Origin of the sequence: Actinophytocola sp. (assembly GCF_050699935.1) — a bacterium.
Classification (GTDB): domain Bacteria; phylum Actinomycetota; class Actinomycetes; order Mycobacteriales; family Pseudonocardiaceae; genus Actinophytocola.
The window spans coordinates 54,747-77,764 of record NZ_JBOHGB010000008.1 but is presented as its reverse complement, the minus strand read 5'-3'; the positions used below and the strand labels follow the sequence as shown (position 1 = coordinate 77,764).

At 67.2% G+C, this 23,018-nt stretch carries 24 protein-coding genes and 2 pseudogenes; 2 read left to right on the top strand and 24 right to left on the bottom strand.

Annotation, left to right across the window (positions count from 1 at the left end; translation table 11 throughout):
* Positions 1 to 115: 115 nt before the first annotated feature.
* The 22 genes and pseudogenes from ACRDTB_RS05505 to ACRDTB_RS05400 all read right to left on the bottom strand — a co-directional run bounded on the left by ACRDTB_RS05505 (position 116) and on the right by ACRDTB_RS05400 (position 16,442).
* On the bottom strand, positions 116 to 1,150 hold the full coding sequence (locus ACRDTB_RS05505) for a hypothetical protein (protein ID WP_431428844.1): 1,035 nt from the start codon (positions 1,148 to 1,150) through the stop codon (positions 116 to 118).
* Between the two features lie 972 nt (positions 1,151 to 2,122).
* Positions 2,123 to 2,248, bottom strand: coding sequence for a hypothetical protein (locus tag ACRDTB_RS05500; protein WP_431428843.1), 126 nt, complete (start codon positions 2,246 to 2,248; stop codon positions 2,123 to 2,125).
* A gap of 274 nt (positions 2,249 to 2,522) precedes the next feature.
* A complete protein-coding gene (locus ACRDTB_RS05495) occupies positions 2,523 to 2,924 on the bottom strand; it encodes a hypothetical protein (RefSeq protein WP_431428842.1) in 402 nt (133 codons plus the stop codon).
* Between the two features lie 121 nt (positions 2,925 to 3,045).
* Entirely contained in the window at positions 3,046 to 3,528 is a 483-nt protein-coding gene (locus tag ACRDTB_RS05490; protein WP_431428841.1) for a single-stranded DNA-binding protein, read from the bottom strand.
* Between the two features lie 391 nt (positions 3,529 to 3,919).
* Positions 3,920 to 4,237 (bottom strand): hypothetical protein, encoded by a 318-nt coding sequence (locus ACRDTB_RS05485; RefSeq protein WP_431428840.1) that lies wholly within the window; start codon positions 4,235 to 4,237, stop codon positions 3,920 to 3,922.
* A 242-nt stretch (positions 4,238 to 4,479) separates the two neighbouring features.
* Positions 4,480 to 4,941, bottom strand: coding sequence for a hypothetical protein (locus ACRDTB_RS05480; protein WP_431428839.1), 462 nt, complete (start codon positions 4,939 to 4,941; stop codon positions 4,480 to 4,482).
* A gap of 195 nt (positions 4,942 to 5,136) precedes the next feature.
* Positions 5,137 to 5,499, bottom strand: a complete 363-nt coding sequence (locus ACRDTB_RS05475; protein WP_431428838.1) for a DUF7221 family queuine tRNA-ribosyltransferase-like protein — start codon at positions 5,497 to 5,499, stop codon at positions 5,137 to 5,139.
* Positions 5,472 to 5,948: a DUF7221 family queuine tRNA-ribosyltransferase-like protein gene (locus ACRDTB_RS05470; RefSeq protein ID WP_431428837.1), complete on the bottom strand. Its 477-nt coding sequence runs from the start codon at positions 5,946 to 5,948 to the stop codon at positions 5,472 to 5,474. The genes ACRDTB_RS05475 and ACRDTB_RS05470 overlap by 28 nt, the downstream gene beginning before the upstream one ends.
* Before the next feature lie 5 nt (positions 5,949 to 5,953).
* Positions 5,954 to 6,622 (bottom strand): DUF6927 domain-containing protein, encoded by a 669-nt coding sequence (locus ACRDTB_RS05465; RefSeq protein ID WP_431428836.1) that lies wholly within the window; start codon positions 6,620 to 6,622, stop codon positions 5,954 to 5,956.
* Between the two features lie 126 nt (positions 6,623 to 6,748).
* Positions 6,749 to 7,915: a hypothetical protein gene (locus ACRDTB_RS05460; protein ID WP_431428835.1), complete on the bottom strand. Its 1,167-nt coding sequence runs from the start codon at positions 7,913 to 7,915 to the stop codon at positions 6,749 to 6,751.
* A 249-nt stretch (positions 7,916 to 8,164) separates the two neighbouring features.
* Positions 8,165 to 8,884 (bottom strand): hypothetical protein, encoded by a 720-nt coding sequence (locus ACRDTB_RS05455; RefSeq protein ID WP_431428834.1) that lies wholly within the window; start codon positions 8,882 to 8,884, stop codon positions 8,165 to 8,167.
* Between the two features lie 139 nt (positions 8,885 to 9,023).
* A complete protein-coding gene (locus tag ACRDTB_RS05450) occupies positions 9,024 to 10,157 on the bottom strand; it encodes an ATP-binding protein (RefSeq protein WP_431428892.1) in 1,134 nt (377 codons plus the stop codon).
* A 39-nt stretch (positions 10,158 to 10,196) separates the two neighbouring features.
* Positions 10,197 to 10,622, bottom strand: a pseudogene (locus ACRDTB_RS05445) (magnesium chelatase domain-containing protein); the annotation flags it as partial.
* A 141-nt stretch (positions 10,623 to 10,763) separates the two neighbouring features.
* Entirely contained in the window at positions 10,764 to 11,213 is a 450-nt protein-coding gene (locus ACRDTB_RS05440; protein ID WP_431428833.1) for a hypothetical protein, read from the bottom strand.
* Between the two features lie 57 nt (positions 11,214 to 11,270).
* Positions 11,271 to 11,813 (bottom strand): hypothetical protein, encoded by a 543-nt coding sequence (locus tag ACRDTB_RS05435; protein WP_431428832.1) that lies wholly within the window; start codon positions 11,811 to 11,813, stop codon positions 11,271 to 11,273.
* 54 nt (positions 11,814 to 11,867) lie between these two features.
* On the bottom strand, positions 11,868 to 12,062 hold the full coding sequence (locus ACRDTB_RS05430; RefSeq protein ID WP_431428895.1) for a hypothetical protein: 195 nt from the start codon (positions 12,060 to 12,062) through the stop codon (positions 11,868 to 11,870).
* A gap of 60 nt (positions 12,063 to 12,122) precedes the next feature.
* Positions 12,123 to 12,305 (bottom strand): annotated as a pseudogene (locus ACRDTB_RS05425) (SLOG family protein); the annotation flags it as partial.
* A gap of 217 nt (positions 12,306 to 12,522) precedes the next feature.
* On the bottom strand, positions 12,523 to 12,948 hold the full coding sequence (locus tag ACRDTB_RS05420) for a hypothetical protein (protein WP_431428831.1): 426 nt from the start codon (positions 12,946 to 12,948) through the stop codon (positions 12,523 to 12,525).
* Between the two features lie 50 nt (positions 12,949 to 12,998).
* Entirely contained in the window at positions 12,999 to 13,565 is a 567-nt protein-coding gene (locus ACRDTB_RS05415; RefSeq protein ID WP_431428830.1) for a hypothetical protein, read from the bottom strand.
* Positions 13,566 to 14,030: 465 nt separating this feature from the next.
* The gene (locus ACRDTB_RS05410) at positions 14,031 to 14,963 is read right to left on the bottom strand and encodes a bifunctional DNA primase/polymerase (RefSeq protein ID WP_431428829.1); all 933 of its coding nucleotides are present in this window, start codon (positions 14,961 to 14,963) and stop codon (positions 14,031 to 14,033) included.
* Positions 14,963 to 15,721, bottom strand: a complete 759-nt coding sequence (locus tag ACRDTB_RS05405) for a DUF2637 domain-containing protein (protein WP_431428890.1) — start codon at positions 15,719 to 15,721, stop codon at positions 14,963 to 14,965. The genes ACRDTB_RS05410 and ACRDTB_RS05405 overlap by 1 nt, the downstream gene beginning before the upstream one ends.
* Positions 15,722 to 16,313: 592 nt before the next feature.
* A complete protein-coding gene (locus ACRDTB_RS05400; RefSeq protein ID WP_431428828.1) occupies positions 16,314 to 16,442 on the bottom strand; it encodes a hypothetical protein in 129 nt (42 codons plus the stop codon).
* A gap of 330 nt (positions 16,443 to 16,772) precedes the next feature.
* Here ACRDTB_RS05400 and ACRDTB_RS05395 point away from each other — a divergent pair, with 330 nt between their 5' ends.
* Together ACRDTB_RS05395 and ACRDTB_RS05390 are read left to right on the top strand one after the other, a co-directional pair.
* Positions 16,773 to 17,105 carry a hypothetical protein gene (locus ACRDTB_RS05395; protein ID WP_431428827.1) on the top strand — a complete coding sequence of 111 codons (333 nt, stop codon included), beginning with the start codon at positions 16,773 to 16,775 and terminating at the stop codon, positions 17,103 to 17,105.
* Positions 17,106 to 17,133: 28 nt separating this feature from the next.
* Complete coding sequence (locus ACRDTB_RS05390) at positions 17,134 to 18,540, top strand: hypothetical protein (RefSeq protein ID WP_431428826.1); 1,407 nt, start codon at positions 17,134 to 17,136, stop codon at positions 18,538 to 18,540.
* A gap of 766 nt (positions 18,541 to 19,306) precedes the next feature.
* On the opposite strand, the gene ACRDTB_RS05385 is transcribed toward ACRDTB_RS05390, so the two are convergent.
* Together ACRDTB_RS05385 and ACRDTB_RS05380 are read right to left on the bottom strand one after the other, a co-directional pair.
* Entirely contained in the window at positions 19,307 to 20,701 is a 1,395-nt protein-coding gene (locus ACRDTB_RS05385; protein WP_431428825.1) for an AlbA family DNA-binding domain-containing protein, read from the bottom strand.
* A 44-nt stretch (positions 20,702 to 20,745) separates the two neighbouring features.
* Positions 20,746 to 22,953, bottom strand: a complete 2,208-nt coding sequence (locus tag ACRDTB_RS05380; RefSeq protein ID WP_431428889.1) for a tyrosine-type recombinase/integrase — start codon at positions 22,951 to 22,953, stop codon at positions 20,746 to 20,748.
* Positions 22,954 to 23,018 lie beyond the last annotated feature (65 nt).

Here is a 23,018-nt window from a genome sequence, read left to right as displayed (position 1 = left end):
AGATGATCTTGAGTGAGCGGGTTGGGCGTTGAGGCTGTGGAGAGTTGGCCTGTGGTGCTGGGGTGATCGGCGGTGGTGCGTGGCCCCAACTTGGTCGGGGCCACGCACCGCGCGATCACGCTGCAGCGGCCGCTAGGGCGGGCTCGGCGTCGGCGGGTCGGGCGTTCTCCTCGGCGGCGAGCTGTCGGCAGTCGGAGCACGCTCCGTCACGCACTCGCGTCGCGCTGCCGCACTCACACCTGGCCGTGACGGGCTCGTGCTTGACGGGTTCGGCGTTGACCAGCTCGACATTCGCCGCGCACCATGCCTTGATGAGCGTTTGGGCCTCGGGGCCGACGGCGTGCCACTCGGCATTGAGCAGCGCGCGGGCGGTGGCGGGGCGGTGACGGCTCGCGATGTAGGTACAGCGGGCGGCTACGGCGTCGGCGGCGGTGAAGTCGGCGGGCAGGCTGGGGATGCCTTCGCGGCCCTTGTCGCGGCACTCGGAGCACAGTCCGTCGTCGGACAGGTCGCCTTCGCGGACCCGTGGGGCGTGGTCGGCGCGGGTGCGCTCGGTCCAGCACGTCACACAGTCCAGACCGCGCAGGGCGTAGAGGGCGGCGTTGTCGTAGTCGATTGCGTAGGCGTCGGGGCGGGTGCCATAGGCGGGCTGGTCGTCGACGCCTGCGCGGGACTGGGCGTATGCGTCGGCGGTCTGGTTGGCTTGGCCACGGATGCGACGAACGCGGCGATCGTTGCGGCTTGCCGGTGCGTTGCGGCGGGCGCGGACTGGGCTAGCGGGGCGCGCGATGTCACTTCGGGACTGGGGAACCTGCGGGAGGTCGTCGACCTGGCGGGAGTCCCACTCGTCACGTGCTGGTGCGCACGCTTCGATGATCTTGAGGGCCACCGGGTGCGCCCGGTGCTGGTTCCACAGTGCGCAGAGCTTGGGGCGGGCAACAGCGCTGGGGCGTGAGAGGATCTCGGCACACTCGGTGAGCAGGGCGAGAACGTGCGGGGCGACGTTGTCCAACAACTGGGCCATGAGGTGCTTGGCGTCCCGCAACTTGCCGTTTTTTATCATCGCAGCAACGTCGGTGACTGCGTCCGAAACACAAGGCGATTGCGTCATATCGATCAGCGTCCTTCGAATCACTTTCAGCGAATTCACCGAGCTTGGCCTTCTCGGTGTTTCTTCTCGTCAATTCTATCGACTATTGCGGCAAGTATCAAGGTATCATGCGCATTTATTCGCTCTTTGTTTCGTGAATTGAAAGACGACGCGAACTAATCTAATTCGCGCATGCGCGTCCTTTGTTTTGTTTACCCTCTTTTTCCTGCCGTCCCTTCGCGCTTTTCGGCACTGGTGGCGGGGTGGTCGGGTCAAGGGTCGAGCTTGCTCGATCGGCGAAGCCGACGCCGTCAGGCGCCCTTGAGGCGGCCACCCCGCCATGAGACGCTCAAAAGCGAAGGGTGTGTGGTGACGCGCGGCTGCGACCTCCTCGTGGTCGGCATGGCCCTGGGCCTGGGTGAGCCGGCTGGTGCTGGCGGTCTGGATAGACTGACCGTGCCTGTCGTGCAGGGTGTGAATCAGCCCAGCGACGCGGCAGGCGTCGTGCCAGCGCAGCTTGGTCGGCCGAGCCCACGGGATCGGTAAGCCTTCGGGCTTCTGCGCTGGCACACCCATCTGTCCTCTCGCCTTACCGGCCGACGGGTAACCCGGCGTAAGGCGGTCCGCGGCCTGGCCTCCGAGGCAGTGCTGATCATCCAAGGCGAGGACGTGGAACGGCCTGGTTGCGGAGTCCGCGGTGCCGCTCACGGTGCGTTCGTACAGGGGAAATGCGTCAGCCGGGTCGCGTCATGCGGCTGGCCTACTGTCCGTCGGCTGCGCTGTTCCGACGAGGGTCGAGGTGACGGTGGTCCACCGGCTTCCCGTGCCTGTGCGCCGGGTCGGCGACGGGCAGATGACGGGATCGCCTGGCGCGACGTCATGGCCGACGTAGAAGGTATGACAGCCGCAGGCCAAGAGCGCGAACGTCGCTGGGCCTGCCCGGAGAACAGGGTGTTCGTCCTGCAGCATGAGGACCTCTCGTACGGTCGGGGTCGGTCTTGAGGCGGACCGCCCGGGGTGAGGGCGTGGTGATCAGGTTCGGGCTTGTGTCGCCGCGGAGCGGAGGCCCGCGGCGACGTAGCCCTCGCAGCCGATGACGACCCAGCCGCCGTCCCGGTTGCTGACGAGGCCGTGCACGGACAGGTCGTCTGCTGTCATGGCGGTGACCGTGGTGTCGCACTCCGTGCAGTAGTCGAGGAGTAACGCGCAGGTCCAGCAGCGGCGTGGGCGGTAGCCATCGATTCGGAGGTGAGCGTCGAGGTGTCCGATGGCGTGGCGAACGTCGACGGGTGTGGGTAGTCCGACGCGGAGACCGTCGCCCTCGTCGCAGCAGCGGCGGACGCAGCCAGGACACCAGCCGTGGTAGGTCAGCCGCGCGGATGTCCCGCAGCGTTGGCAGCGTCGGCGGAGAGGCCAAAGCCGAAGCGACACGTCAGCTCCTCCCCCGTGACGGTTGGGTGGAGGCGGCGTCGTCCGGCGGATCGCCGATGGCGAGATAGAACCAGGTCACGTCCCGGTTCCACTCGGTCGCGCAGAGCAGACAGTCGAACAGGGTGCGACGCAGCCTGCCGGGCTGTCGACGGGTGTGCGTGCGGGTGCCGCGGCAGACCTCGCAGTCTCCGCGCCAGAACCGGCAGGCCGGGGAGACGTCGTAGTAACGGCCACTCAGACAGGCCGGGCAGCCACACAGGTCCGTCCTTGGGTCGCCTGCGGGCGGTGGGGTGCTCGGGAGTGGCTGGTGGTAGGGCGGCCTGGGGACGAGGGAGTCGTGCAGGACGTAGCCGAAGTCGAATCGGCCGACCGGCTCGGCGGTCGATGGGAGAAGAGTTCGCACGGTAGGGCTCCTGGAACGGGCCTCGGCCGGGCACCTCGCGAGGTGCCCGGCCGAGGGGAGAGCAGGGCGGCGTCCGTGGGGCTCGGCGCCGCCCTGCTTGGTTAGCTGGTCAGGGTTGGGATCAGAACGGCGGCTTGTCGCCGCCGCCGGCGGACGCGCCGACCAGCTCGCGCTCCGCCTCGGGGTTGTTCCAGGGGTCCTCGGTCGTGGACGGCGCCTCGACGCGGGTGGGAGCGGAGCCGCGACCGGCCTTCGCGACGGTGGCAACCTGCCACCGCAGGTTCGGACCGATGGCGTCGACCTCCAGCTCGATGACCGAGCGCTTCTGGCCCTCGCGGGTCTCGAAGGTCCGCTGCTTGAGGCGCCCCTGGACGATGACGCTCATGCCCCGGCGAAGGCTCTCGGCGACGTTCTCGGCCATGTCCCGCCAGATGGTGCACCGCATGAACAGGGGGTCGCCGTCCTTCCAGCCCGTGCCCTGGACGAACTGGCGGGGTGTCTCGGCGACGGTGAGGTTGGCGACGGCGTGCCCGCTGCTGGTGAAGCGCAGCTCGGGGTCGGCGGTGAGGTTCCCGACGATGGTGACGACCGGCTCGTTAGCCACTGTTCTGTCTCCTTCTCGATTCTATCCGCACGCTTGGGTGCGGGATGGTGGTGCTGTCGATCTGCCGCATGCGTGATCAGGGCGTGCTGGGGCCCGAAGGGGTGGCGGGGGTTCTGGGTCGGCCGGTCGGGGAAGATCGCCGGAGGCGACCGAGCGAAGCTCGGCTTGTCTTCTCCGGGCGGGTGGCCCAGGTTCATCGCCACGAACCCCGGCACGCCCTGATTGCATCTGGGCAGATCAACAGGACCACGATCACGGGCCTGCCCCTTTCCCTCGCCGCTCCCAGCCACCTCGGAAGTTGTCCGGCGGGTGTCAGGCGTCAAGTAGCCACGTCGGTGCTCTGTGCTCTGTTTCGGGACGGCGATGTCAGTGGTCGACTGTTGGATTGCACTTATGTTCGCTTGATGCCTGGGAACTCGGTCGGGTTGAACTCGTAGTCGGCGCGGACCACGTACTCGTCCTGGGCTGTCCGGATCGCCCAGCAGCGTTCATCGTCATATGTGAACTGGACGATCTGCTCGTCCGGCTGAGCGTCCAAGGCGGCGGTGACGATCTCGTTCAGCTCTCGATCTGCTTCTGTCTCGCGTGCGGCGTAGTAAGCGTCCAAGGCCGCGTCTGGGTCGAACTCCGTCGGATCTCCGGACAGAGCAGGACTTGCGTCGGTGCGGTCTACCGGGCCGACGATGGCGTCGAACGGCTCGTTAGCCATGGGTTTGCCTCCTTCTCAACCCCACCCGCGCACCGGATCCGGGATGGTGGTGCTGTCGGTCTGTCTGCGTGATCAGGTCGTAGCGAAGATCGGTGTCCTGCATCGGCTACTTGGGAGTAAGAACATTGAGCGGCGACGGGGCACGCCCTCGAGTTCGACGGCGTAGAGAAGCGGTCACCACCAATCAGAGTTGGACAGAGCGGCAGCTCTCCTGCTGATCGCGGCGGGACCAAGGACGCGATTCACCGGCCTGGCATGGCGGCGCATGCACGCACGAAGGTGGACGCGGCAGCAAGCACGTTGCCGTCGAAGGCTTTGGCGAGGTCTTCCAAGGTGAGGCCGGTGTCTTCCAGGTCCTCGGGATAGATGTACCAGGGCACGTGAAGGTCGGTCTCAACCCCATACCGTGTACCGGTCTCGACGCTTTCGATGACACCGTGCGCAAGGCCGTGGATGCTGCCGATACCGATCTGCCACTCCTCGGCGTTCAGGACCCAGCGGAATCCGGATTCCTCGTGCTCCTCGTCGACGGCGTGACCGACAGCGGCCGGCACTCGCCTCCAGTCGTTCGCGTCAGTGATGACGGCGACAGCACCGTTGGCCAGCCCTTCGGCGTAGAGCAGGGCGGTCTGTAGCGGCGCCGCCAGCCAGGTGTTGAGTTGGCGGGCAATGACAAGTTCAACCGATGTGACCGAAGAGGACATAACACCTCGCAGATGTGGATAGATGACTGGCGTGCATCGACTCTCGGTAGCGGATCATGCGCTGCGTCGACATGACGCGACGTTGCCCACGACCGCTGCGAACAACCGCAGCGAACTGATGCAGCTGCCTTGATGGACGACGTGGGTTGCTCGCGTCTTCTCTGGGCTTGTAAGAAGGTTGTGATGCTTGTGAAGTCAGGCGGCGAAGCTGAGCGCCAGTGCCGTCTGTTGTGGGACGTTCTGCACGTCGACAGTTTCCTGCCACCATTGCCGGGCGTAGCGGGGGCAGTTGTTGCACGGTCCACGATGGACACAGCCAGGAAGCCGGATACCGGATCGGCGTGCGGTCGCCGACCACGCAAGGCTGTCCGCTGATGAGATCGCGTGCCCGATCCGGGCAAGCCCGTCGCGTTTCACTCCGAAGCAGTGCAACGGGATTCCCCGTGCTGCCAACGTGGTGACGATGGCCGCGATATCTGCCGAGGAAACTCGTTTGCACACCGACCCCAGCCCCACGAGCGGTTCTTGGGTCAAGTCAACCCCGGCTTCTCGATGCATCTGCTCATGCCGCAGGTAGTCCTCCAGACGCCAACCCTGAAGCGTTGGCAGCCAGCGTGCATGGGGAAACTCTCGCTACGCAGGTGCAGCAGCGAGTCGAGGGTGAACTCAAGGTGATCGGTGACGGTGAAGCCGGACGCGGCGAGCGCACCTGGTTCGCAGGGCATGTCCTGGATGGCCACGAAATCCGGGGGGCGGCCGATGTCCTCGATGAACCGGTAGATCCGGCCGCCGTAGGTGTCGGGCGAGTCGCGCCAGTCGCCGAAGCGGCTGATCTCGGTATACGCGCCGGAGTCGATCGCATAGTCCGTCGCGATGCCTTTGGGAAAATCGTCGCCCCGGCGCCGGTAGGCCGAGAGTGTGTTGTAGGTGACGAACAGTGGTATCCCGGCGAACCGATGGTCTTCCAGCCAGCGGCCGCGGTGAGTGCCAAGGTAGAAGCGGGTCACTCCACTCACCCAGCCTCCTGTCCGGACACCAGCAGTGCCTCCTCGTCGTCGGAGCCTGGCTTGGCACGGCTGGGTGATGGCGGGGCTGGCCCAGAACCAGCTTCGGCGGCGGGTGCGCTGATCTCCCAGCGGTGACGCTCCTCCCACTGGGAACCGAGATTGCAGAGGAATCGGGTGCCGTCGTCAGTGATCGCCTGCCAGGCGATAGTCCGGCCAGTGCGGTGCACGCACCGGAACTGGCTAGCTTGCAGGCCGTTCTCGAATCGCACGGGTTCCGCCGTTCGGATGACCACATCGGCGATGACGCCACGCAGCTTGTCTCGGATCGTGTTGCGGCGAGCGAGATTGGCCCGGCACCGCTCGCGCCATTCGATCGCATCAGCGTTGTCGGTGGGAGTCAACACGTCCAGCACCGAGGCCGGTGCGTCCGCCGCGTACGGTCCCGTCGACTCGTGCATGTCCTTGTACGCGAAGTTGAACCGTCCACGAGCCCACCGCATCAGCACCACGAGCGCCCACACCTCACCGGTGGCGATCGTCCGGATCGCGGCGTAGAAGACTCTGTTCTTGCTGGCGCACTGCACGATCTCGTATTCGGGGCTGCTGAGCAGTTCGCGCTCGAAGTGGGCGCGATCGGTCTCGCCCTTCGGGCGGTGGTAGGAAAGCCAGCCCATTACCATCTCCTCACATAGTCCACTGTGTAGCCAGCGGTTCGGAGCGGCGTCTGACATCGGCACCACTCAGCTCAGCCTGCATGGACACGCATCCACGTTCGCGGCGCGATGCGCTATTGGTGCATGTCACATGGCCAAGGGCAGCGGAGTGGCGCCGCCGCCACGAATGGCTTCGCGGGCGAGTGCGGTGCGCCACTCGCGGTCGAACCCGGCGTGTTCCTTCGCGCGAATGGCACCTGGAAGCAGGGCGTACTCGTAGGTGGTGAGTGGCCATTCGCGTGGCCGGTCCGGCAGGACCCGCACGTCCACGCGAGGAATCTGGTCACCTTCGGTCCACACCACCGTGTCGTGCACGGCGGCCAAGCGCTCCAAGGCCACAAGCCCTTCATCACGGGTCGAGGTGGTGACGTGGGGTCGAATCGACCGCCAGGTGTCACCTTTCCTGGCAGGGTCCTTGACGGTGCGTCCGTCCCGGCCTCGCAGACTCTTGCCGGTCTCGGGGTCTTTGACCGACGCAGCCCGGTACACCCGGCGGGTCTCGACCACCGTCCACGTGGTCGCGTCCGCGAGTTCGCTGTCTGCCAGCTCCGCCACGCCGCTGATCTCCCGTGTGCGGACGAACTCGGCTGCGGATAGCGATCCGAACAGCCGCATCCGACGGTTGGTCGACAAGGCACGCCGCTCCATGCGGAGCGCGTACGCGCCGGCCTCGGGCTCCGCGCGCCACCGTGCGGCAAGCGCGTTCCGGCCAGCTTGTGGTGCCTGGAAACAGCAGAACTGGCAACAGGACCGTGGGTAGACGAACCCGTTCAGCGCCTTCTTCAGGTAGTTGGCGCACCAGGTTCGGTCGCGGCGCTTCTCGATCAGCGGATACCACGGGCGCCGGGCGTTCGTGGTGTAGGAGCTGTCTCGCTTGGCGCGCCACGTCTCCTCGGCGGCGAACGCGACTGCGTGCCGGAAGTCCGGCCTGACACGACCAGCGGCGATCTCGTCTGCGATCGCCGAGTCCAGAACCTCGCCCTTAGCTCGGTAGCTACAGAGACGACGTCCTGAGACGATCTGCGGCAGAGTCAGTGCGTGTTCCATCTCTTCACCGAGATGCCATGCGCCGCGCGGGATCAGTTCGGTCGGTGCAGTGCTGTCGGCGAGGATGTCGTAACCGTCGCGAGTGGACTGTCCACCGCGCGCGACCTGGAGGAACCGAATCCCGTGCTCGTGAAGCATTGGCACCAGGTGCGCGTTGGCGGCGTCGATGGTGGATCGGTACTCGTCGCCGGTGATCGCGGTGATCACGAGCAACTCGTCGAGGTCGAAGCCGCGGGACTTGGGTTTGGTGCACCACAGGTGCAGAAGTGCCATCGAGTCGACGCCACATCCGTTGCAGAACACGACGGTGGCCGGTGGCCGACCGGTCAGATTCGGGTACTCGTGAACGTGGTTGCGCTCCAGCTTGGTCACCGGTCACCTCCTTTGTCTCGCAAACGTGAGCAGGGGGCGGTCCCGCCACCGGGGAAGGGATGGCGGGACTGCCGGCGGCAGCGGTCAGCTGCCTGCTGTGGGGATGGGGTCAGGGCCGGGGGTGGTGTTCGATCCGCGCGAGCAGGTCACGGTCGTGAGTGACCAGCTCGACGCTGGTGCCGGGCCGAGTTGGTGGGTAAGGACGTGCAATGCGGTCCGGATGAGTGACTCCGGATCGTGGTGGTCGGTGCCGATCCGCACCCCGTACACGGTCGAGCCCGGTCCTCGTCCGGGCCGCTCCCCCAACGCCGTCCGCAGCGCGCGCCTCGCGTCTGTCGGATCTTGATCTGGATCGATGCCCAGTTCGAGGAGCCAGCTGGTGACCTCGCCGACAACGTCGCTGCCGGGCCAGCTTCCGTCGCCCTCTTCGATGTCTTTGATCCGGCTGAACAACGACAGAATCGCCGCGCCCTCCGGCGAGTCTGGGTCGACCACCGGCGGCGACGCGGACGGACGTCCGTACCTGTGGTCGTCCCAGTCTCTGACTGGAGCGTCTGCGCCGGTGTGGAGACCGCGAGGGTCATCGTGGTTCTTGGGGGCTCGCACAGCGATGGAATCGGCGGCGGCGTCGCTCACGGGCTGGGTGACCGCGAGCGCCTGGATCATTGCGTCGTAGATCGGCGCGTCCGCACTCGCTTGCGTCCGCACGTCTGACCCGGTCGACGTGTCAGCGCTGCTGTCTGGGGTGGTACCGATCGTGTTGGCGTGACGGTCAGAAGTTCCGTCCGTGTGATGGCTGTTCATGTGTCCCCTCGAGTTAGTTCGGCCAGGCAAGCGCCACCCGGGCCGCGTGTGTGTGGCAGGTCAGCTCCCGCCCGGAATGAGGCGGTGTCGCGGCGGTGCCGGTCGTGATGCGGGCGGCACCGCCGGGGTCAGGAGGTGCTCAGGAAGGACGGCGGTCTCGAAACTCCAGCGCTTCGGTGATCTCGTCACGGCCAGGGCGGACGAGGCCGGCGAGATCGGCGAGAGTCCATGCCACTCGCAGGGCGCGGACCCAGCCGCGCCCTGACATCGCACCGTTCTCCAACGCCTGGTCCAGCGGCGCGGTTGTCAACCGAGGCAACCGGAACTCAGCGTGGGTAAAGGTGGTGGCGGGCACATCGGCGTTGGTACTCCCCCGGTGTTCTGCCCAGCGTTGGGCAGCCCGGGTTCGCGCGGCGGACACCCGAGTGCGCAGATTGGAGCCGACCTCCGGCGCTGAGGTGCCCGGAGCGCTGTCATCTGGTGGACGGAGTCGCACCCGCAGGTCGACGCGGTCAAGTAAGGGGCCGGTAATCCGGGCCAGGAACCGGCGCCGCGCGTGCGGACTGCACGAACAGTCCTGTTCGGGCTGTCGGCAGGGACAGGGCGCGGCGGCAAGGACGAGTTGGAAGCGGGCCGGGTAGCGGAAGACCCCGTCTCGGCGGGCAACACGGACCTCGCCGTCGTCCACGGCGCAACGCACGGCCTCCAACTGGTCGGCTCGGAACTCGCTGACGTCGTTGAGGAACAGGACACCCCGGTGGGCCTGCGTCATGGCGCCGGGCCTGGTGACGCCCGAGCCGCCACCCACCAAGGCTGGCATGGACATCGAGTGGTGTGGCGCGATGAACGGCGCGGTCAGCGCGAGCGAGGTGTCGGGCCCGAGGCAGCCCGTCACCGACTGGACCGCGGCGACTTCCAGCGCTTCCTCGTCGGTCAGCGCGGGCCGCAGCTGATGCAGGAGCGTGGCGTAGCGCCGGCACCCCGCGCCGGGGTGGCCGACCAGCAACAGGTAGTGGTCTCCGGCTGCGGCGACCTCCACCGCCCGGACCGCTTCGGGCGGACCCGAGACGTCGAGCGCGTCGGAGGCGTTCGCGTCCGCCATCGCCGCACGGCCGCCGGGCGAAGTGCGGTGCGCAACGTCGACGGCAGAGCCGGCCGGATCGGCGATGGCCGAGGTGGCGACCGATGTGGTGGCTGAGGCGGCTTGAGCAGAGTCGGACAGCTGTCCGCGGAGCCCGGCGACGGCCGTAGCCAGCCGATCGGCGCCGACCACGCGGACACCAGGCAGCAGCGCGGCCTCCGGAAGTGAGCTGGTCGGCACGACCGCCCGGTCGAGTCCTGCCCGGCGCGCGGCGAGTAGTGCGGGCAGGACACCGCGCACAGGCCGTAGCTGCCCGTCGAGCCCAAGCTCGCCCAGGAGCACGGTGTGTGTGACCTCGTGAGCCGGGAGTTCGTCGGCGGTGGCCAACACCGCGCACGCCATGGCGAGATCAGCCAGCGTTGTGCCGTCTCGGAGCGGGTGGGAGGTCGTGAGCAAGACCGGTTCGGTGGGCCACGGCAGTCCGCTGTTGCGGAGTGCCGCGCGGATCCTCTCCCGTGTTTCCCGCTCGACGGGGTGGATCTGCGAGGCAGGGAGGGCGTCCGATGGTGTTGGCACGATCTGGGCGCTGATCGTGATGGGTGTTCCGTCGATGCCGTGTAGGGCGATCGACCTGGTGACCGCTGCCCGAATGGTCATCAGAGCGTCACCTCCACTCGCCGCCGCCGTTTGTGCCGTGCCGGCGGACTCGTGACGGCGTGTTCGGCGGTGCGCATCGTCGAAAGCAAGAGTGCGGGGTGAGACATGGGATGTGAGCCCTCCCTGGGACGAACGGTGTGATCAGCCCGGTTCGGTGGGGTCATAGCGCTGGTAGCGGTGCTGGACCCACCAGTTGGTGATGGTCGCGGCGGTGAGCAAGTCGGTGGCGTCGACCAGGACGGCGACGTTGTCGCGCGCGAGGACGTCGTTGCTGGCCTTGAATAGTCGAACCATTGCGGCGTGTGCAGCGCGCTCACGCGTGCGGAGTGGTTCAGCCATCGCCTGCAGTTCCTCGTGGTTCAGGCCGATCACCCGTCGACGATGAACGTCGTAGGCGGCGCGGTCGATGAGTCCGAGTGTCCAGACACGATCGGGGATGTTGGGAATGAGCAGTGAGATCGTGTCGTTGCAACGTCGACAACGGAACCGGTCGTTGCTCCCTGACGCGTCCCAGATGGACATTCCTGTCGCGCCGCTCGTTGCACAGCCGTCGGTGACACATTCACCGTTGAACAAACCTTTACGTGGCATCGCTTTCCTCGCCAGGAGTTGGCAGTGGTGATGTTCGGGATGTAGCGGTCGTGCGGATCACCACTCCTTGACCTCGACCACCCGTGTTCCGACTCGACGCTCCGCCCAATACAGCGCGGTGTCCGGTGTGGCGAACCTGTGCCGGTGATGCGATGGGGTGAGCGTGACGAAGTCCGACGACGCGATGGCCCATCCCCCGCGTGGGGTGCGGGCCAGGTGCAGCCATACATCTGCATCGTGGGTGAACCAGGTCACCGTGTCCGCGTCATGCTCGGCGTAGAGGTCGCCGGTGATGTCGCTGCCGTTCTTCCCGTACTGGCGTTGGACGCGGGTCGGCTCGATTGGGCGGCCGTCCTCAGTCCACCACCGGGTGGTGTCGGTGTAGTCCTCGCCGTCGTCCTCGGATTCCCGGTAGGTCTGGACGATGGTGCGGGTGATCCCAGCGGCGCCGTGACCGGCGATGCTGTGCGCGATGTCCGCGGCGTTCTCCGCGCTGGTCGCCTCAATTGAGAAGGTGGGGAGATCCGTTCCGGCGGAGTACCACCCGCCCGGGTCGGGCCGGTCATGGATCCGGCGTGCAGTGATGCTGTATTTGGCCATACGGGTTGTCTCCGTCCACATAGGGCATCGCGCCGAGGAGTGGTGTTGTCGGGACTACGCCGCGCAGACATTGACCCGCGCTGAGTCCGGAGCTGGATAGTGGTGCCGCGTGATGACCGGTGTGCCGGTCGTCGCGCGGTAAACGATCGTGGGAATCAATGCCTTGCGCGCCAAGGTTGCGGTGTGGGTCGCGCCGGAGGATCCGTCCAGGATGAACGCCAGGCAGACGTCGGCACCCAACGCGATCATCGCCTCGTTCCGACGGAATCCGGCTGAGCGGTCCAGAACGCCTCGGGTGCGCCACTGCGCGGGATGCCGCTCGACTCGACCGCCCCAGTGTTCCCAACACGCCTCGCACAACGCGTCCGCTCCGCGGGGGCATGCACCGGACACCAAGATCGCCGAAGGGTGCCACACCTGAACGAGGGCGGCACGGATCGTCGGGCGGTGGTTCCAGTTTCTCGAGCCAGTGATGAGAATCCGTCGCGTCACAACATCCTCCACAACAACGAAGGGTTGGGACCCTGCCGGAGTGTGTCCGGTCGGGGTCGGTGTGCGCGCGTTTCAGCGTCGCCGCTGCGAACCTGTCCAACCGCACGCTCTTCGCGGCTGGACAGGTTCGCGGCGGTGACGCATCGTGTAGCGCTCACCGGTCCCGACCGGACACAGTGGACAGCACCGCGTACTCCATCGCCGTGCGGCTCAGGCTCTATTCGTTGTCGTCGTGGGGCTTGTCGTCAGTTAGGACGAGTGGGATGTCCCGGCCGATGGCTTCGGCGAGACCGCGTCGGCGAGCTTCCCTATCCAGGAGATCCGCGAGTTCAGGTGCGATGGCCTTCAGCTTGAGGTAGCGGGCACCGAAACCGTGGACGTAGCGAGGCACACAGTTGGGACCGAACTCGGCGTCGATGATCCAGCACGTCTCGCCACGCAGGCGCGACAGGCCGTAGGACCGTGAGTCGTCGGGAGCGGTGAAAGTGATCGTGAGGTGAGCGTCGAGACCTACCACGGCGCCGAAGATGCCGGGTTCGGCCCTGCGCTGCATGCTGGTCACGGTCGCCGACACCGTGATGGCGTCATCGCCGGAGTCGAGGGTGATGGTTTCTGGAGAGCTGGCCATGAGTGTTTCCTCCACGCGGCCTGTGTCGCGCTGACAAAGCGCGGGTTCGTGTTTACAGGTTCGGGTCAGTCCCACCAGATGCGGATGCGGTATGGGTTCTCACCGGGACTGTTGTCGACGAACAGATCAGCGACGGTGGGGTACTGCTGGACGGTGATCTCGTCGGCGCGCATGGAGCGAGCCCAGGTGATCACCTTCTGCGTGTAGTCGCGCCGCTGCTCGTCGGTGTACCGGTCACCACCGCCCGTTGTGGACGCGATCCGTTGGTGAGTGAAGAACGGGACGTCGATGTAGAGAACGGCCGATCCTTCGGCGCCGAACTCGACCTGCATGGCGTCGTCGAACAGTGTCCCGATCGTGGCTGCGACCTCGCTGGGCATGAAGTTGTTTCCGCCAAGGGCAGCGTTCATGACCGCATCGAAGGTCGCGCGGTTGGAGAGGTTCACCGTGAAGTTGGTCGAGACTCGTTGACCGAGCTGAACGAACCTGACGATGTCGGCCTGGACGTTCCTGTAGTTGCTGTTCACGTCGTGCTCCTCGGGAATCATGAGCGTTTGCTGCATGGCAGGCAGCAGCCCGCCGACGCAATTGGCCTCTTTAGGCGGACCGCAGCAAATCGATGTGGTACGCATCAAATTTGCGAAGCCACGGACGTAGCTGCGGATGGTGTGATGTGCTGTCAGGCGGCGAGCGAGGCGCCGAGAAGCCGCTGAACCTGGTGGCGACGTCGACGAACCGCATGTGGGCCGCGCGTAACCGGTCAGCTAAAGAAAACGCACGAACAGGTTCCTGATTATGAAGACGGCGATTTGCCACACGATTCTCGACGCGGTGACTAGCATCTTGATCACGATTAGAGTGCCCACAATGACCGCCAGGAGCAGCCAGAACACCATCGTTCCAATACCCAGGGCGGTGGATTTCACAGACGCTCACCGTCGAGTCCGTTTAGGTGTCGGGTCGGGTGGCGCATAGGCACTGTTGTGTCGGCGGGGATGGCCATGGATACCTGCGCTTCATTAAGGGGAGGACACAAGGCGGTCCGGCGGCTTCGGGCCGGCTGAGGAATAGATCGATAATTGGCGTGGTGTGGCGCGTTAGCCCGCGAGACGTCGTGGCTGACGGGCGCCTGCCTCCAGGCCGTCCTCGATAGTGTTGAGGTCCTTGCTGGACGGTGTGCCGCGCCAGCGCGCTACGGCATCGCGGAGGCAGGCACGTGCCTCCTCGAGGGTCATGTCGCCACCCTGGGCCAAGCGTCCGAGTGTGAAGGCGGCTCGGACCAGCGTGTCGTGGCGGTAACCTTCAGGCGTCGCTGCGACGTTGTCGTGGATCCTGGTCAGGTAGGCGTCCTTGCGGACCTCACTCACCGGTCCTAGCCGGTGCCAGGCGACCGTCGGATGCACCACGAGCCGCGGCGGACGCAGAAGCGGGATGAGCCAATCAGGCAGCGAGGCGATCGAGTGGTCGTTCGCGACCGTGTAGCGCCCGTGGGTGAGGAGAGATCCGGCGGCGACGACGTAGCCTCCGCCTCCCCGGCTGTCCACCCGCCAGCCGAGCCTCGCCACGGTGTTCCGCAGATTGAGCACCTGTGGGATGCGGAAGTACAGGTGGAACCCACCTGAGGGTGTCTGCACCGTGTAGGTGTCACTGGGAAGCGGTTGGCCCGCTTGATCGGCCAGACGGGCCAGGACGTCGCGGCCGTGTCGCGCACCGGCCCATCGGGGCGGAGGGTCCTCGCCGTGCGCGGCGTCGAGATCGAGCACGTGCAGACCGGACGGCCCTGTTGCGACCCCGATGTTCAGCGGCCACTGCTGCCACCATCGCCGGATCAGCTCCGGATCGCGGGTGGCGTGGGCCTCCCAGCCGCGGTGTCCCTGCGCGCACGGCCCGCGGCGGGGGCAGTGTTTCTCTCCGTGCAGCGCCGGCACCTTGCTGCGTGGCCACAGTGGGAAGACGAACATGCCGAGGTCCGCGCTGCGCAGGGCCTCGCGAATGAGGTAATGGTGGTCAACGTCGTGCATCCGCGCCATCACGAATCACCTCGGTGGTGATCGGAGATGGTGAGGTGCGTGCCGTTGCTGGCGGCCGCCATCAGCCGTGTGGCACGCGGGGTGCCCATGCGGTACTCGGCCATCACGCTGCGCCGCGACAGCGGCTCTCCCTGCTGCTCGCGCTCGCGCAGGGCCTTGATCACCTCGTGATCAGACACGTCTGGCTGCGGGCCCTTCCTGGGCTGGCGCGGCCGATCAGAGGACGGGGCTTTCCGGTTCCGTAACGACGTCGTCCGGGCCGTACGTCCTCCGGTGGGTTCCGCAGCGGCGGGTTGCGCGTTCGGGTCGGGGACGGTGGGCGGCGCCTCGGCGTCGATGTCGACAGCACCGGTGACTGGTACCGCGGCTGGTACTGGTGCCACCGACGCGGGACCGGTACCAGCGGCGAGACTCGGTGTCGAGGACGGCGTGGTGTGGGCGGCGTGACGGTGCATGGTGAGCAGCAACGCGGCGAGCATCAACGGCGGGACGGCGCCGAGGACGGCTGCGCCGGGACCGACGTACAGCCAGTCCGCGACGTTAGCCGCCAGGGACAAGCCCACCGCCGACAGTGACAGGCACGCGGCCGCGCGTTTGGCTGGCGAGTTCGACATCCACAGGTCCATCCCCACTGCCGCGACCGCGTCCAAGCACAGCGGGTAAAGCCAGGACAGCGCCCCAAAGCCCCACCGTTCGGCGAGATTCTTCGTTGAGATATAGGAGATGACGCCCGTGTCGGCGATCGTCACGAATGCCATGAGACGAAGCCGGATACGCTGAGGGATCCGCATGTCAATCGGAGAGAACAAGCGTACCACGATAACCCTTCCTAAAATTTTCTCATTAGCCGAGCAGAATCGGCTACGATGACCGCACCGCGGGGATGGGGTGGTTTACAGGGAGTTCGATTCCCTTATGCACGGATACGAATGCCGGGCCCGCGCGAGGAGATAGTGAGCGTGCGCCCATCGGGATAGGTGATCAAATATCCGGATGCGGTCCGCTGCACACGAACCAGAACACCGTTCTTGTCTCGGAAAATGGCGTTGCGCATGACTGATTCCTTCGTCGTGTTGCGGCGACTCCGGAGGACTTCAAACCGATTCGGGAGCCACGCTGAGCAGCGACCACCGTGACGGCAATGCCGCTGGTGTCGGCCCCGGGATGTGGGGCGCTTATCGCGTCAGCCACGTGAGCCGCGGTGGGTCAAGCCGCCCGCGCCGCGGCGGCGAGGGGCCTCGATAGCTGCGGCTTGACCCACCGCGGCGGCGTGGCAGGCTGCGCGCGCCCCACACCCTGCGGGCGGACGCGCGATCGCCCATGTGCCTCAAGGCCCAGGCGTAGGCCCAATCAGCGTTGCCGCGCGAGTTCGATGATGCTGCGCATAGGCAGGTTCTTCTTGAAGGGCTCGCCCATGCGGGTTTCGGCGTCCGCATACTCCTGCGCCAGGTCGGGGTTCAGCCGTGCGGACTGGACCAAGTCGTTCCTGGCTGCGAGAGGGCAGAAGCGGCAGGACAGCCTTTACCGGACTAGAAGTTGATCTTCATCGCTCCAGGTAGGGGTCGACGACGGGTGAGGTCGCGTATTCAACGGTCGCGGATTCGCCTGACGGTGGCTGCGTGTGATCGCCGGGGGGACGTATCGGCTCCAGGTGGCGCCCGCCTGGTTGGCGAGCCTGGTCGCGGTGACCGGGTGGTAGCCGAGGGCGTCCGTGACGACGGGGGCGCATCTCCAGGACGTGCTGGCGGATCGGCGCTCGAACGGCTGGCCGTTGACCTTCGCTATCCTTCCGGGCAAGGGGGACAGCGAATGACCGAGAACTTCCACTTCCACGGTCCGACGACGTTCATCAACAAGCCGGTGGACACCGTCATCCGGGACTTCCAGAACACCCACGCCTCGGCGCACGGCGAGCAGCTCGCCCGGCTGATGGAGCTGGTGCTGTCCAGTCGCGACCTGAGCGACGCGGAACGCGAGGACACCGCCCGCCTGATCGACGAGACCGCCGCAGCGGCGGACACCGACGAGCCTGCCGCGGTCGAGTCGAAGCTCGGCGCGATCAGCCGGATCGTGTCGCGGGCCGCAGACATCGCCGCGCCCGCGTCCACGATCGTGGACAGCGTCTCTTCGATGTTCGCCTGACACCGCGACAGCACGAGGAGGGACGTGGGTGCGGCTGAACGCGATCGTGTGGGTCGGCGACTGGGCCGAGATCAGTGGCTCGCTCGGGCACGAGGCGGCGTACGCACTGGTCGACGGCGCCGACTGGCCCGCCGTCGTGCAGCGGTTCGGGTCGACGCTGATCGGGCTGGACGTCGAGCCGGACACGACGGTCGCCGAGTTCGCCCGGCGCGCGCTCGACGCGTCGGCCGCGGACGGGTGGGAGGTGGCCCGGACCATGGTCGAGGACCTGCTCGGCGAGAACCTCCCGGACGAGGCCCGGCTGGCCGATGCCGTGGAGCCGGACGACCTGGTCCTGGTCAAGGCCGAGGTGCCGACCACCACGGGCTACATGATGATGCCGCTCGGCCGTCCGGAGGCGTTGTTCGACGCCCTCGACGTCGCTGCGGCGGTGGAGGTGGCGGCCTGGCCGCGGCTGTGGGGCGCGCTGCTCTACACCGAGGAGGACGCCGCGCTCGCGACGTACGTGCGCCTGCACTTCAACGAGCTGAACACCTTGTCCGGCCCGTTGTTGCGCGTCTTCGTGGTGGAACGCCCGCCGGACTTGCGGCGTGCGCTGAAGTACTGGCGGCAGCACCTGGAGCCGGAACTGCTGCGCCCGCTGGCCGCGCTGCGCTGGCTGCGCCGGGCGCCGTACGACAAGAGCGGCCTGTACGACGTCGCCCGCGAGCTCGGCGTCGCCCCGGAGCTGTTCCCGTGCCTCGTGCTGTTCGGCGGCGCCGACGACCGCACGATCGTGTTCCCGATCGAGTCCGCCGACCCGGCTTCGCTGCGGGAGCTGTTCGGCACGATCCAGCGCGCGGCGGGCGGCAAGTCACCGGTCGACCGCACAGAGGCGGTCACCGAGCTCTACCAGCTCTACCACAGCGTTCCGCTGGAGGCCGGTCTGCGCGGCGCCGAGGCGTTGCGGGCGTTGGCGGCGTCCGCGTCCTGGGCCGACCGCGAGGCGCTGGGCCGGGTGTCGGCAGTGAAGGACACCTTGCGCGCCACGGAGTTCACCGGCCGTCGCGTGGTGATCTCGCACGCCACCGTGGAGAATTTCACCTTCAACGGGCCTACAACGTTTATCCACAAGCCGGTGGACACCGTCGTCGCGGACTTCCAGAACACGCACGCCTCGCCCTACGCCGAGCGGTTCGCCGAGTTGCTCCGCCTCGCGCTGCACGCCGGGAACGCCCGGCCCGAGGACCGCGTGCTGCTGGCACGACGGGTGGTCGAGGTGGCGGCCGAGGTCGAGTCAGGCGGCGGGGCGTGGCAACTAACCGACGTGTTGCGGTGGCTGCACTCCGCTGCCTATGGCCACGGCCTGCCCGAACGGTTCACCGAGGTGCTGAAGTCCATCGAGGGCAGCGTCGCGACGCGGACCACCGAGGGCTGGTTTGAAGGGCCACAGTGACCGACCGCAGTGGTCCAGGCGGCGGACCGCGACCCGCGCCTGGACACCGACCGGAGACTGGTGACATCGCCTATTCAACTATCGCGGGTTCGTCCTGATTGTGGCGGTGAGTGATCGCCTGGGACGTAGCGATTCCAGGAAGCGCCAGCCTGTGTGGCGATCTTGGTGGTGGTAACCGGGTGGTGTTAGCCGAGGGCGTCAGCGACCACGGGTGTGAGCATGGTGAGCACGTCTTGCTGGTTGGCCGCGCGGCCAACGCGCGGTCCGGGTCGAGCAGCTCGGCAGCCCGATCCAGCACGCCAGCGTAGGCGCGCCGCGTGTTCACGTTGCCGTTGATCTTCGGAGAGTCCAGGAACGCGTCGACGGCGCGCGCACCGCGCAGACCTCGACCCCGACCGAGCCCTGCGACTACGCGAGGCCCTCGACAAGTGGGACGACCGCACCCGACCCGGGTGCACCCGCCTGACGCGCGGTCGGCGTCGGTGAGGGTGAAGTGCCGGAACAGCTCGTCCCGCCCGATCCCGGGGAACTCCTGAAGGCGCTCCAGTTCCTCGTCGGCGAACACCCGCGTGGCCAACAACAACCTCCAGCCCCCAAGGACGATCAGCAGGCTACTGGAGCACGGACGAGCCGATCGCCATCACGGCACCCACCGGCGGCACCGTCATCGCCCACAGCCGGTCACGACGAGACCGCTCCGGCAGGCGAGTTATCACAGGTCAGGGTATACCGCCCGAAATTCGGCGGATACTACGAGCGACCTCAGTTACTCGATCTTGATCACGTCTTCGGTGACGGTGATGCCGTGTTGTTTGGCCCAGGGGATCATGAGGCTTCCGAAGTCTTCGTCCCAGTGGCGTTGCCGTAGTTCGCCGGTGGTGGTGAGTTGGCCCATTTCCGGGATGCCGAAGGCTTGTCCGATCTCGTCGACCAGCCGGCAAGCTGTGGCGAGGAGTTCTGGTCCGGGTTGGATGAGGTCGTCGAGTGCGGCGGCTGTCTCGGCCGGCGGTGGGGCTGTAGTGAGCGCCTGCGGGCTTCGGGGGTCGTTGAAGGGTGTCCGGTGTCCGATCTGGATAGGCTGCTGGTCGGAGACGGGGTGCAGTTGGGCTCGGACCAGTACACCCCCGCCTGCGGCGGCCCGGTCTTGGGCGTGCCGGGCGAGATAGAGCAGCCCGGACACCAGACCGACTGTGAGCGCGTCGTCGCTTATCAACCGTACTCGGGGGGTTTCGTCGTTCGGTGTTTCCCACGACCGTCCGCGGGATAGGTCATGGACGTTCACCGCGTAGACGCCGGAGCCGTCGGTGTGCAGTTCGAGTGATCCATAGCGGGCGAGTGGGTTGTTGTGCGTCCCGTCGGCGAGCAGCCGGCGTCGCCCGGTGGCGAACCGGGTGAAGGTCGTGCCGGTCGTGAAAAGCCGCACCGGGGTGGTCCTGAGTTCGCGTTGGAAGGCGGAGTAGGCGGCCTGGGTGATGACGAACTCGCCGGGCTGGTCGGGGACGAGGGTGACCACCACCCATGGGTCCTGGTCAGTGGTGTCGAGACGGGCGAGAGCGTCCTGCTCGATCTCGGTAACCCGTCGGGCCCGCTGCTCCCAGCCGGCGAGCCGGTCCCGATAGGCCGCGGCGACCTCGGGCTCGGACAGGTATCGGGTGGTTGAGCCGTTGCGCTTGGGGAATCGCAGACCGTCGTTGACCAGGACGGCGTGTGGATACTGCGTGCCGCGGGCCACGGCGATCAAGATGAAGCCCTGGGTGCCGTCGGCGGGCGGGCTGCCGGCTGGTGCGTTCGGATGGGGCTCCTTGACCACCTGCCAGACGTCGAACACCGGAACCGGGGCGACCAGGCTGGCCACGACCTGCTCGATCCGCCGTACTTCAGCGCCGGACAGTTCCGCTCCGGGGTCGTCCTCGGCGCGGGACTGGGCATCCTCTGTCACGCCGATGAGGATCAGGCCGCCGGCGGTGTTGGCCAGCGCGGCGACGTCGCCGGCGAGCGCACGTCGGTCGGAGTCTCCGCGGCCGTAGGGCTCGCCCTTGAACTCAAGATCGAACGATTCCTGCGTGCTCGACTCGACCAGCGAGTGGATGTGCGCAGCGCGCAGCTCGCTGAGGTGAGCGCCGAACAGGGTTTCGAGCCGCCGGGACCGAAGAGCAACCATGGCGCCATCATCCCCCAGGGCCAACCTGCCCGGGAGTTCGCTGTTCACGTGCGCCCGATGGCGGGCATCCCGATCTCGACTGGCCCTGCGACAGCGTGATTGCGTGCCAGCCGGTCCAGCGACGCGAGCTTCTTGCGGGCGGCCTCCAGGCTCACCTGCAGACCTTGCACTTCGCCGAGCCAACCGTTGGCGCGGGCCTCGTTGATCCGGTCCGCGAGGTTGTGGGCGATCTCGACGAGTCGGGCCCGCTGGGCGGGCGATACCCGCAGCATGGGGCAGCGGACACAGGCGTGCTCGTGCGCGCAAGGGGTTCCGTAGGGTCGCCCGCACGTGCCGAGTTCAACCTTGCGTAGCTCGAAGTGCTTCTGGAACTCGGTCCACTCCTCTTCGGTCGGTTCGCGGTACTCGGCGGTGGGGCGGTAAGCGCGTCGGTTGTCCAGGTAGGCGCGGTAGGACTGGATCAGTTCGGCCTGGAAGACAGCCAGGTAGGAATGTGTGGTGGACAAGTTGTGATGGCCGAGGATCTTGGCGGCGATGTGCACCGGGAGTCCGCCGGTGACGGCGTCGGTGGCGAAGATTCTGCGGAAGTCGTGTGGGGTGTAGCGCAGCGGTTGGCCGACGCGGTCGGTCAATTCTGCGCGGAGCAGGCTGTCGTTGAGCAGGCGATAGAGGACCCTGGTGCTGATGATCTCGCGGCGCCAGCCGATCTTGCGTTGGAACAGGTGCGGCAGCAGCGGCCCGGTGACGCGCTCGTGTGGGTCGTAGCGGGCGGCCAGCGGCACCTGGCCGTCGGCGGCCCGGATGCGGTGGATGACGGTGGCGAGCACGCTGGCCAGCTCCGGGGTGACTAGGAGCAGCCGCTCCTCGTTGCTCTTGGACGGCACGATCTGCAGCAACGGGACGACTTCGCCGGTCTCGGGCAGCCGGTAGGACACCGGCGCGAGGTGGGTGATCTCCAGCAGTTCCTCGACCCGGACCCCGGTGTGGCGCAGCACTTCGATAACCGCCCAGGACCAGAAGGCGTCCTCTTCGGCGCGGAGCAGCTCACTCGTCTCGCCGGTGCCGGTGTTCTCCACCAGGACGGCGTCCGGGCCGTGTTGGGTGGCACTGCGGTGGCCGTCCCATTTGTAGGCGGTGCGCCGGTAGCGGGTGTCGTCATGGTCGAATGTCTGGCCGATCGGGGTGGCGCGGGCGGCGGCCAGTAGGCCGGCCATGTAGGCGCGATGCCGTTCGGCTGTGTCGACCAGGACGGGCAGGTGGGGCAGGCGTTCCCGGATGCGCTGGTGCACCGCAGCGGTCCGAGCCCGGTTCTGCTTGGCGATCCCTTCGGTCTCGCTGCGGCGGATCGGGCTGCGCACCGCCCACGGCGCCCACGTAGCGTCTTCGTGGGCCCACTCCTGGATGTCGAGGTAGAACGTGCGCACCCGGGAGAGGACCTCCAGGCGTCCCTTGCGTTCCCGGCCGGCGACGCCTTTCTTGGTTACGTAGGTCAGGCGGTGTTTCCAGGCGTCGGCGATCTCGGTGGGCAAGTCGAGGGTGTCGATACCGGGATGGTGGTGTTCGATGTCGGCCCAGAACGTCCCGGCCAGGGTCGCGGCGAGTTGCCGCAGTGAGCTGAAATCCAGGCTAGGTGCCCGCTCGGACAGGTAACGCACCAGCACGTCGCGCACCGAGCGGCAGCGGATCTGGCGCCGGTCGACCAGCTCGTCGATCGTCGGCTGGCCCAGGCGCAGGGTGGCCCGCAGCGTGGCGTCGGCGTCGAGCACACCAATGTCGCGCAGCACGTCCCAGGCCCCGTGCAAGCCGCTCTTGTGCCGGGAGTAGCGGCTGATATTCCAGGCCCGGAACACCATGATGTCCTCGGCGCTGATCTGGTCGACGTACTTGCCGGTGTGCAGGACGATCTTGGACAAGACGGTGAGGACCTCGGCGACCTGCCGCCCGGCCATCCCTCTCTGGCGGGCGGCGGCCTCCGCCCGGTCGAACACCTCGGGTGTGAGTTCGCGGCGCACGTTGCGGAACAGGTTCATCGCGCCGTAGCCGACCAGGAAGTCGTAGCTCGGCAACATCACCCGGCATAGCAGCAGCCCGGCCAGCCCAGCCGTGATCTCGTCGCGCACTACGGCCGGAGACCGGGGGGTCTGGCTGGCGACCAGGGCGTCGATCCAGCCCTTGCCCTCCTGATCGGCGCCGCTGGCCAGCCACCGGGCCTGCCAGCCGGCGGCGGTCATGGTCTCCAGCCAGCCCAACACCAGCCTGGCACCGTAGGCCCCGGCCCGTGCCTTCGTCGTGCCGGGCGCCGGCCACGTCGACAGCG

Excerpts from the sequence above, each read along its gene's own strand:
- ACRDTB_RS05410 (WP_431428829.1), bottom strand. The coding sequence starts at position 14,963 with ATGGCGCGGATGCACGACGTTGACCACCATTACCTCATTCGCGAGGCC.
- ACRDTB_RS05415 (WP_431428830.1), bottom strand. The coding sequence starts at position 13,565 with ATGCGTACCACATCGATTTGCTGCGGTCCGCCTAAAGAGGCCAATTGC.
- ACRDTB_RS05475 (WP_431428838.1), bottom strand. The coding sequence starts at position 5,499 with ATGCATCGAGAAGCCGGGGTTGACTTGACCCAAGAACCGCTCGTGGGG.
- ACRDTB_RS05480 (WP_431428839.1), bottom strand. The coding sequence starts at position 4,941 with ATGTCCTCTTCGGTCACATCGGTTGAACTTGTCATTGCCCGCCAACTC.
- ACRDTB_RS05385 (WP_431428825.1), bottom strand. The coding sequence starts at position 20,701 with ATGGTTGCTCTTCGGTCCCGGCGGCTCGAAACCCTGTTCGGCGCTCAC.
- ACRDTB_RS05465 (WP_431428836.1), bottom strand. The coding sequence starts at position 6,622 with ATGGGCTGGCTTTCCTACCACCGCCCGAAGGGCGAGACCGATCGCGCC.
- ACRDTB_RS05430 (WP_431428895.1), bottom strand. The coding sequence starts at position 12,062 with ATGATCGCGTTGGGTGCCGACGTCTGCCTGGCGTTCATCCTGGACGGA.
- ACRDTB_RS05440 (WP_431428833.1), bottom strand. The coding sequence starts at position 11,213 with ATGCCACGTAAAGGTTTGTTCAACGGTGAATGTGTCACCGACGGCTGT.
- ACRDTB_RS05500 (WP_431428843.1), bottom strand. The coding sequence starts at position 2,248 with ATGACAGCAGACGACCTGTCCGTGCACGGCCTCGTCAGCAACCGGGAC.
- ACRDTB_RS05405 (WP_431428890.1), bottom strand. The coding sequence starts at position 15,721 with ATGGCATTCGTGACGATCGCCGACACGGGCGTCATCTCCTATATCTCA.
- ACRDTB_RS05435 (WP_431428832.1), bottom strand. The coding sequence starts at position 11,813 with ATGGCCAAATACAGCATCACTGCACGCCGGATCCATGACCGGCCCGAC.
- ACRDTB_RS05455 (WP_431428834.1), bottom strand. The coding sequence starts at position 8,884 with ATGAACAGCCATCACACGGACGGAACTTCTGACCGTCACGCCAACACG.
- ACRDTB_RS05395 (WP_431428827.1), top strand. The coding sequence starts at position 16,773 with ATGACCGAGAACTTCCACTTCCACGGTCCGACGACGTTCATCAACAAG.
- ACRDTB_RS05485 (WP_431428840.1), bottom strand. The coding sequence starts at position 4,237 with ATGGCTAACGAGCCGTTCGACGCCATCGTCGGCCCGGTAGACCGCACC.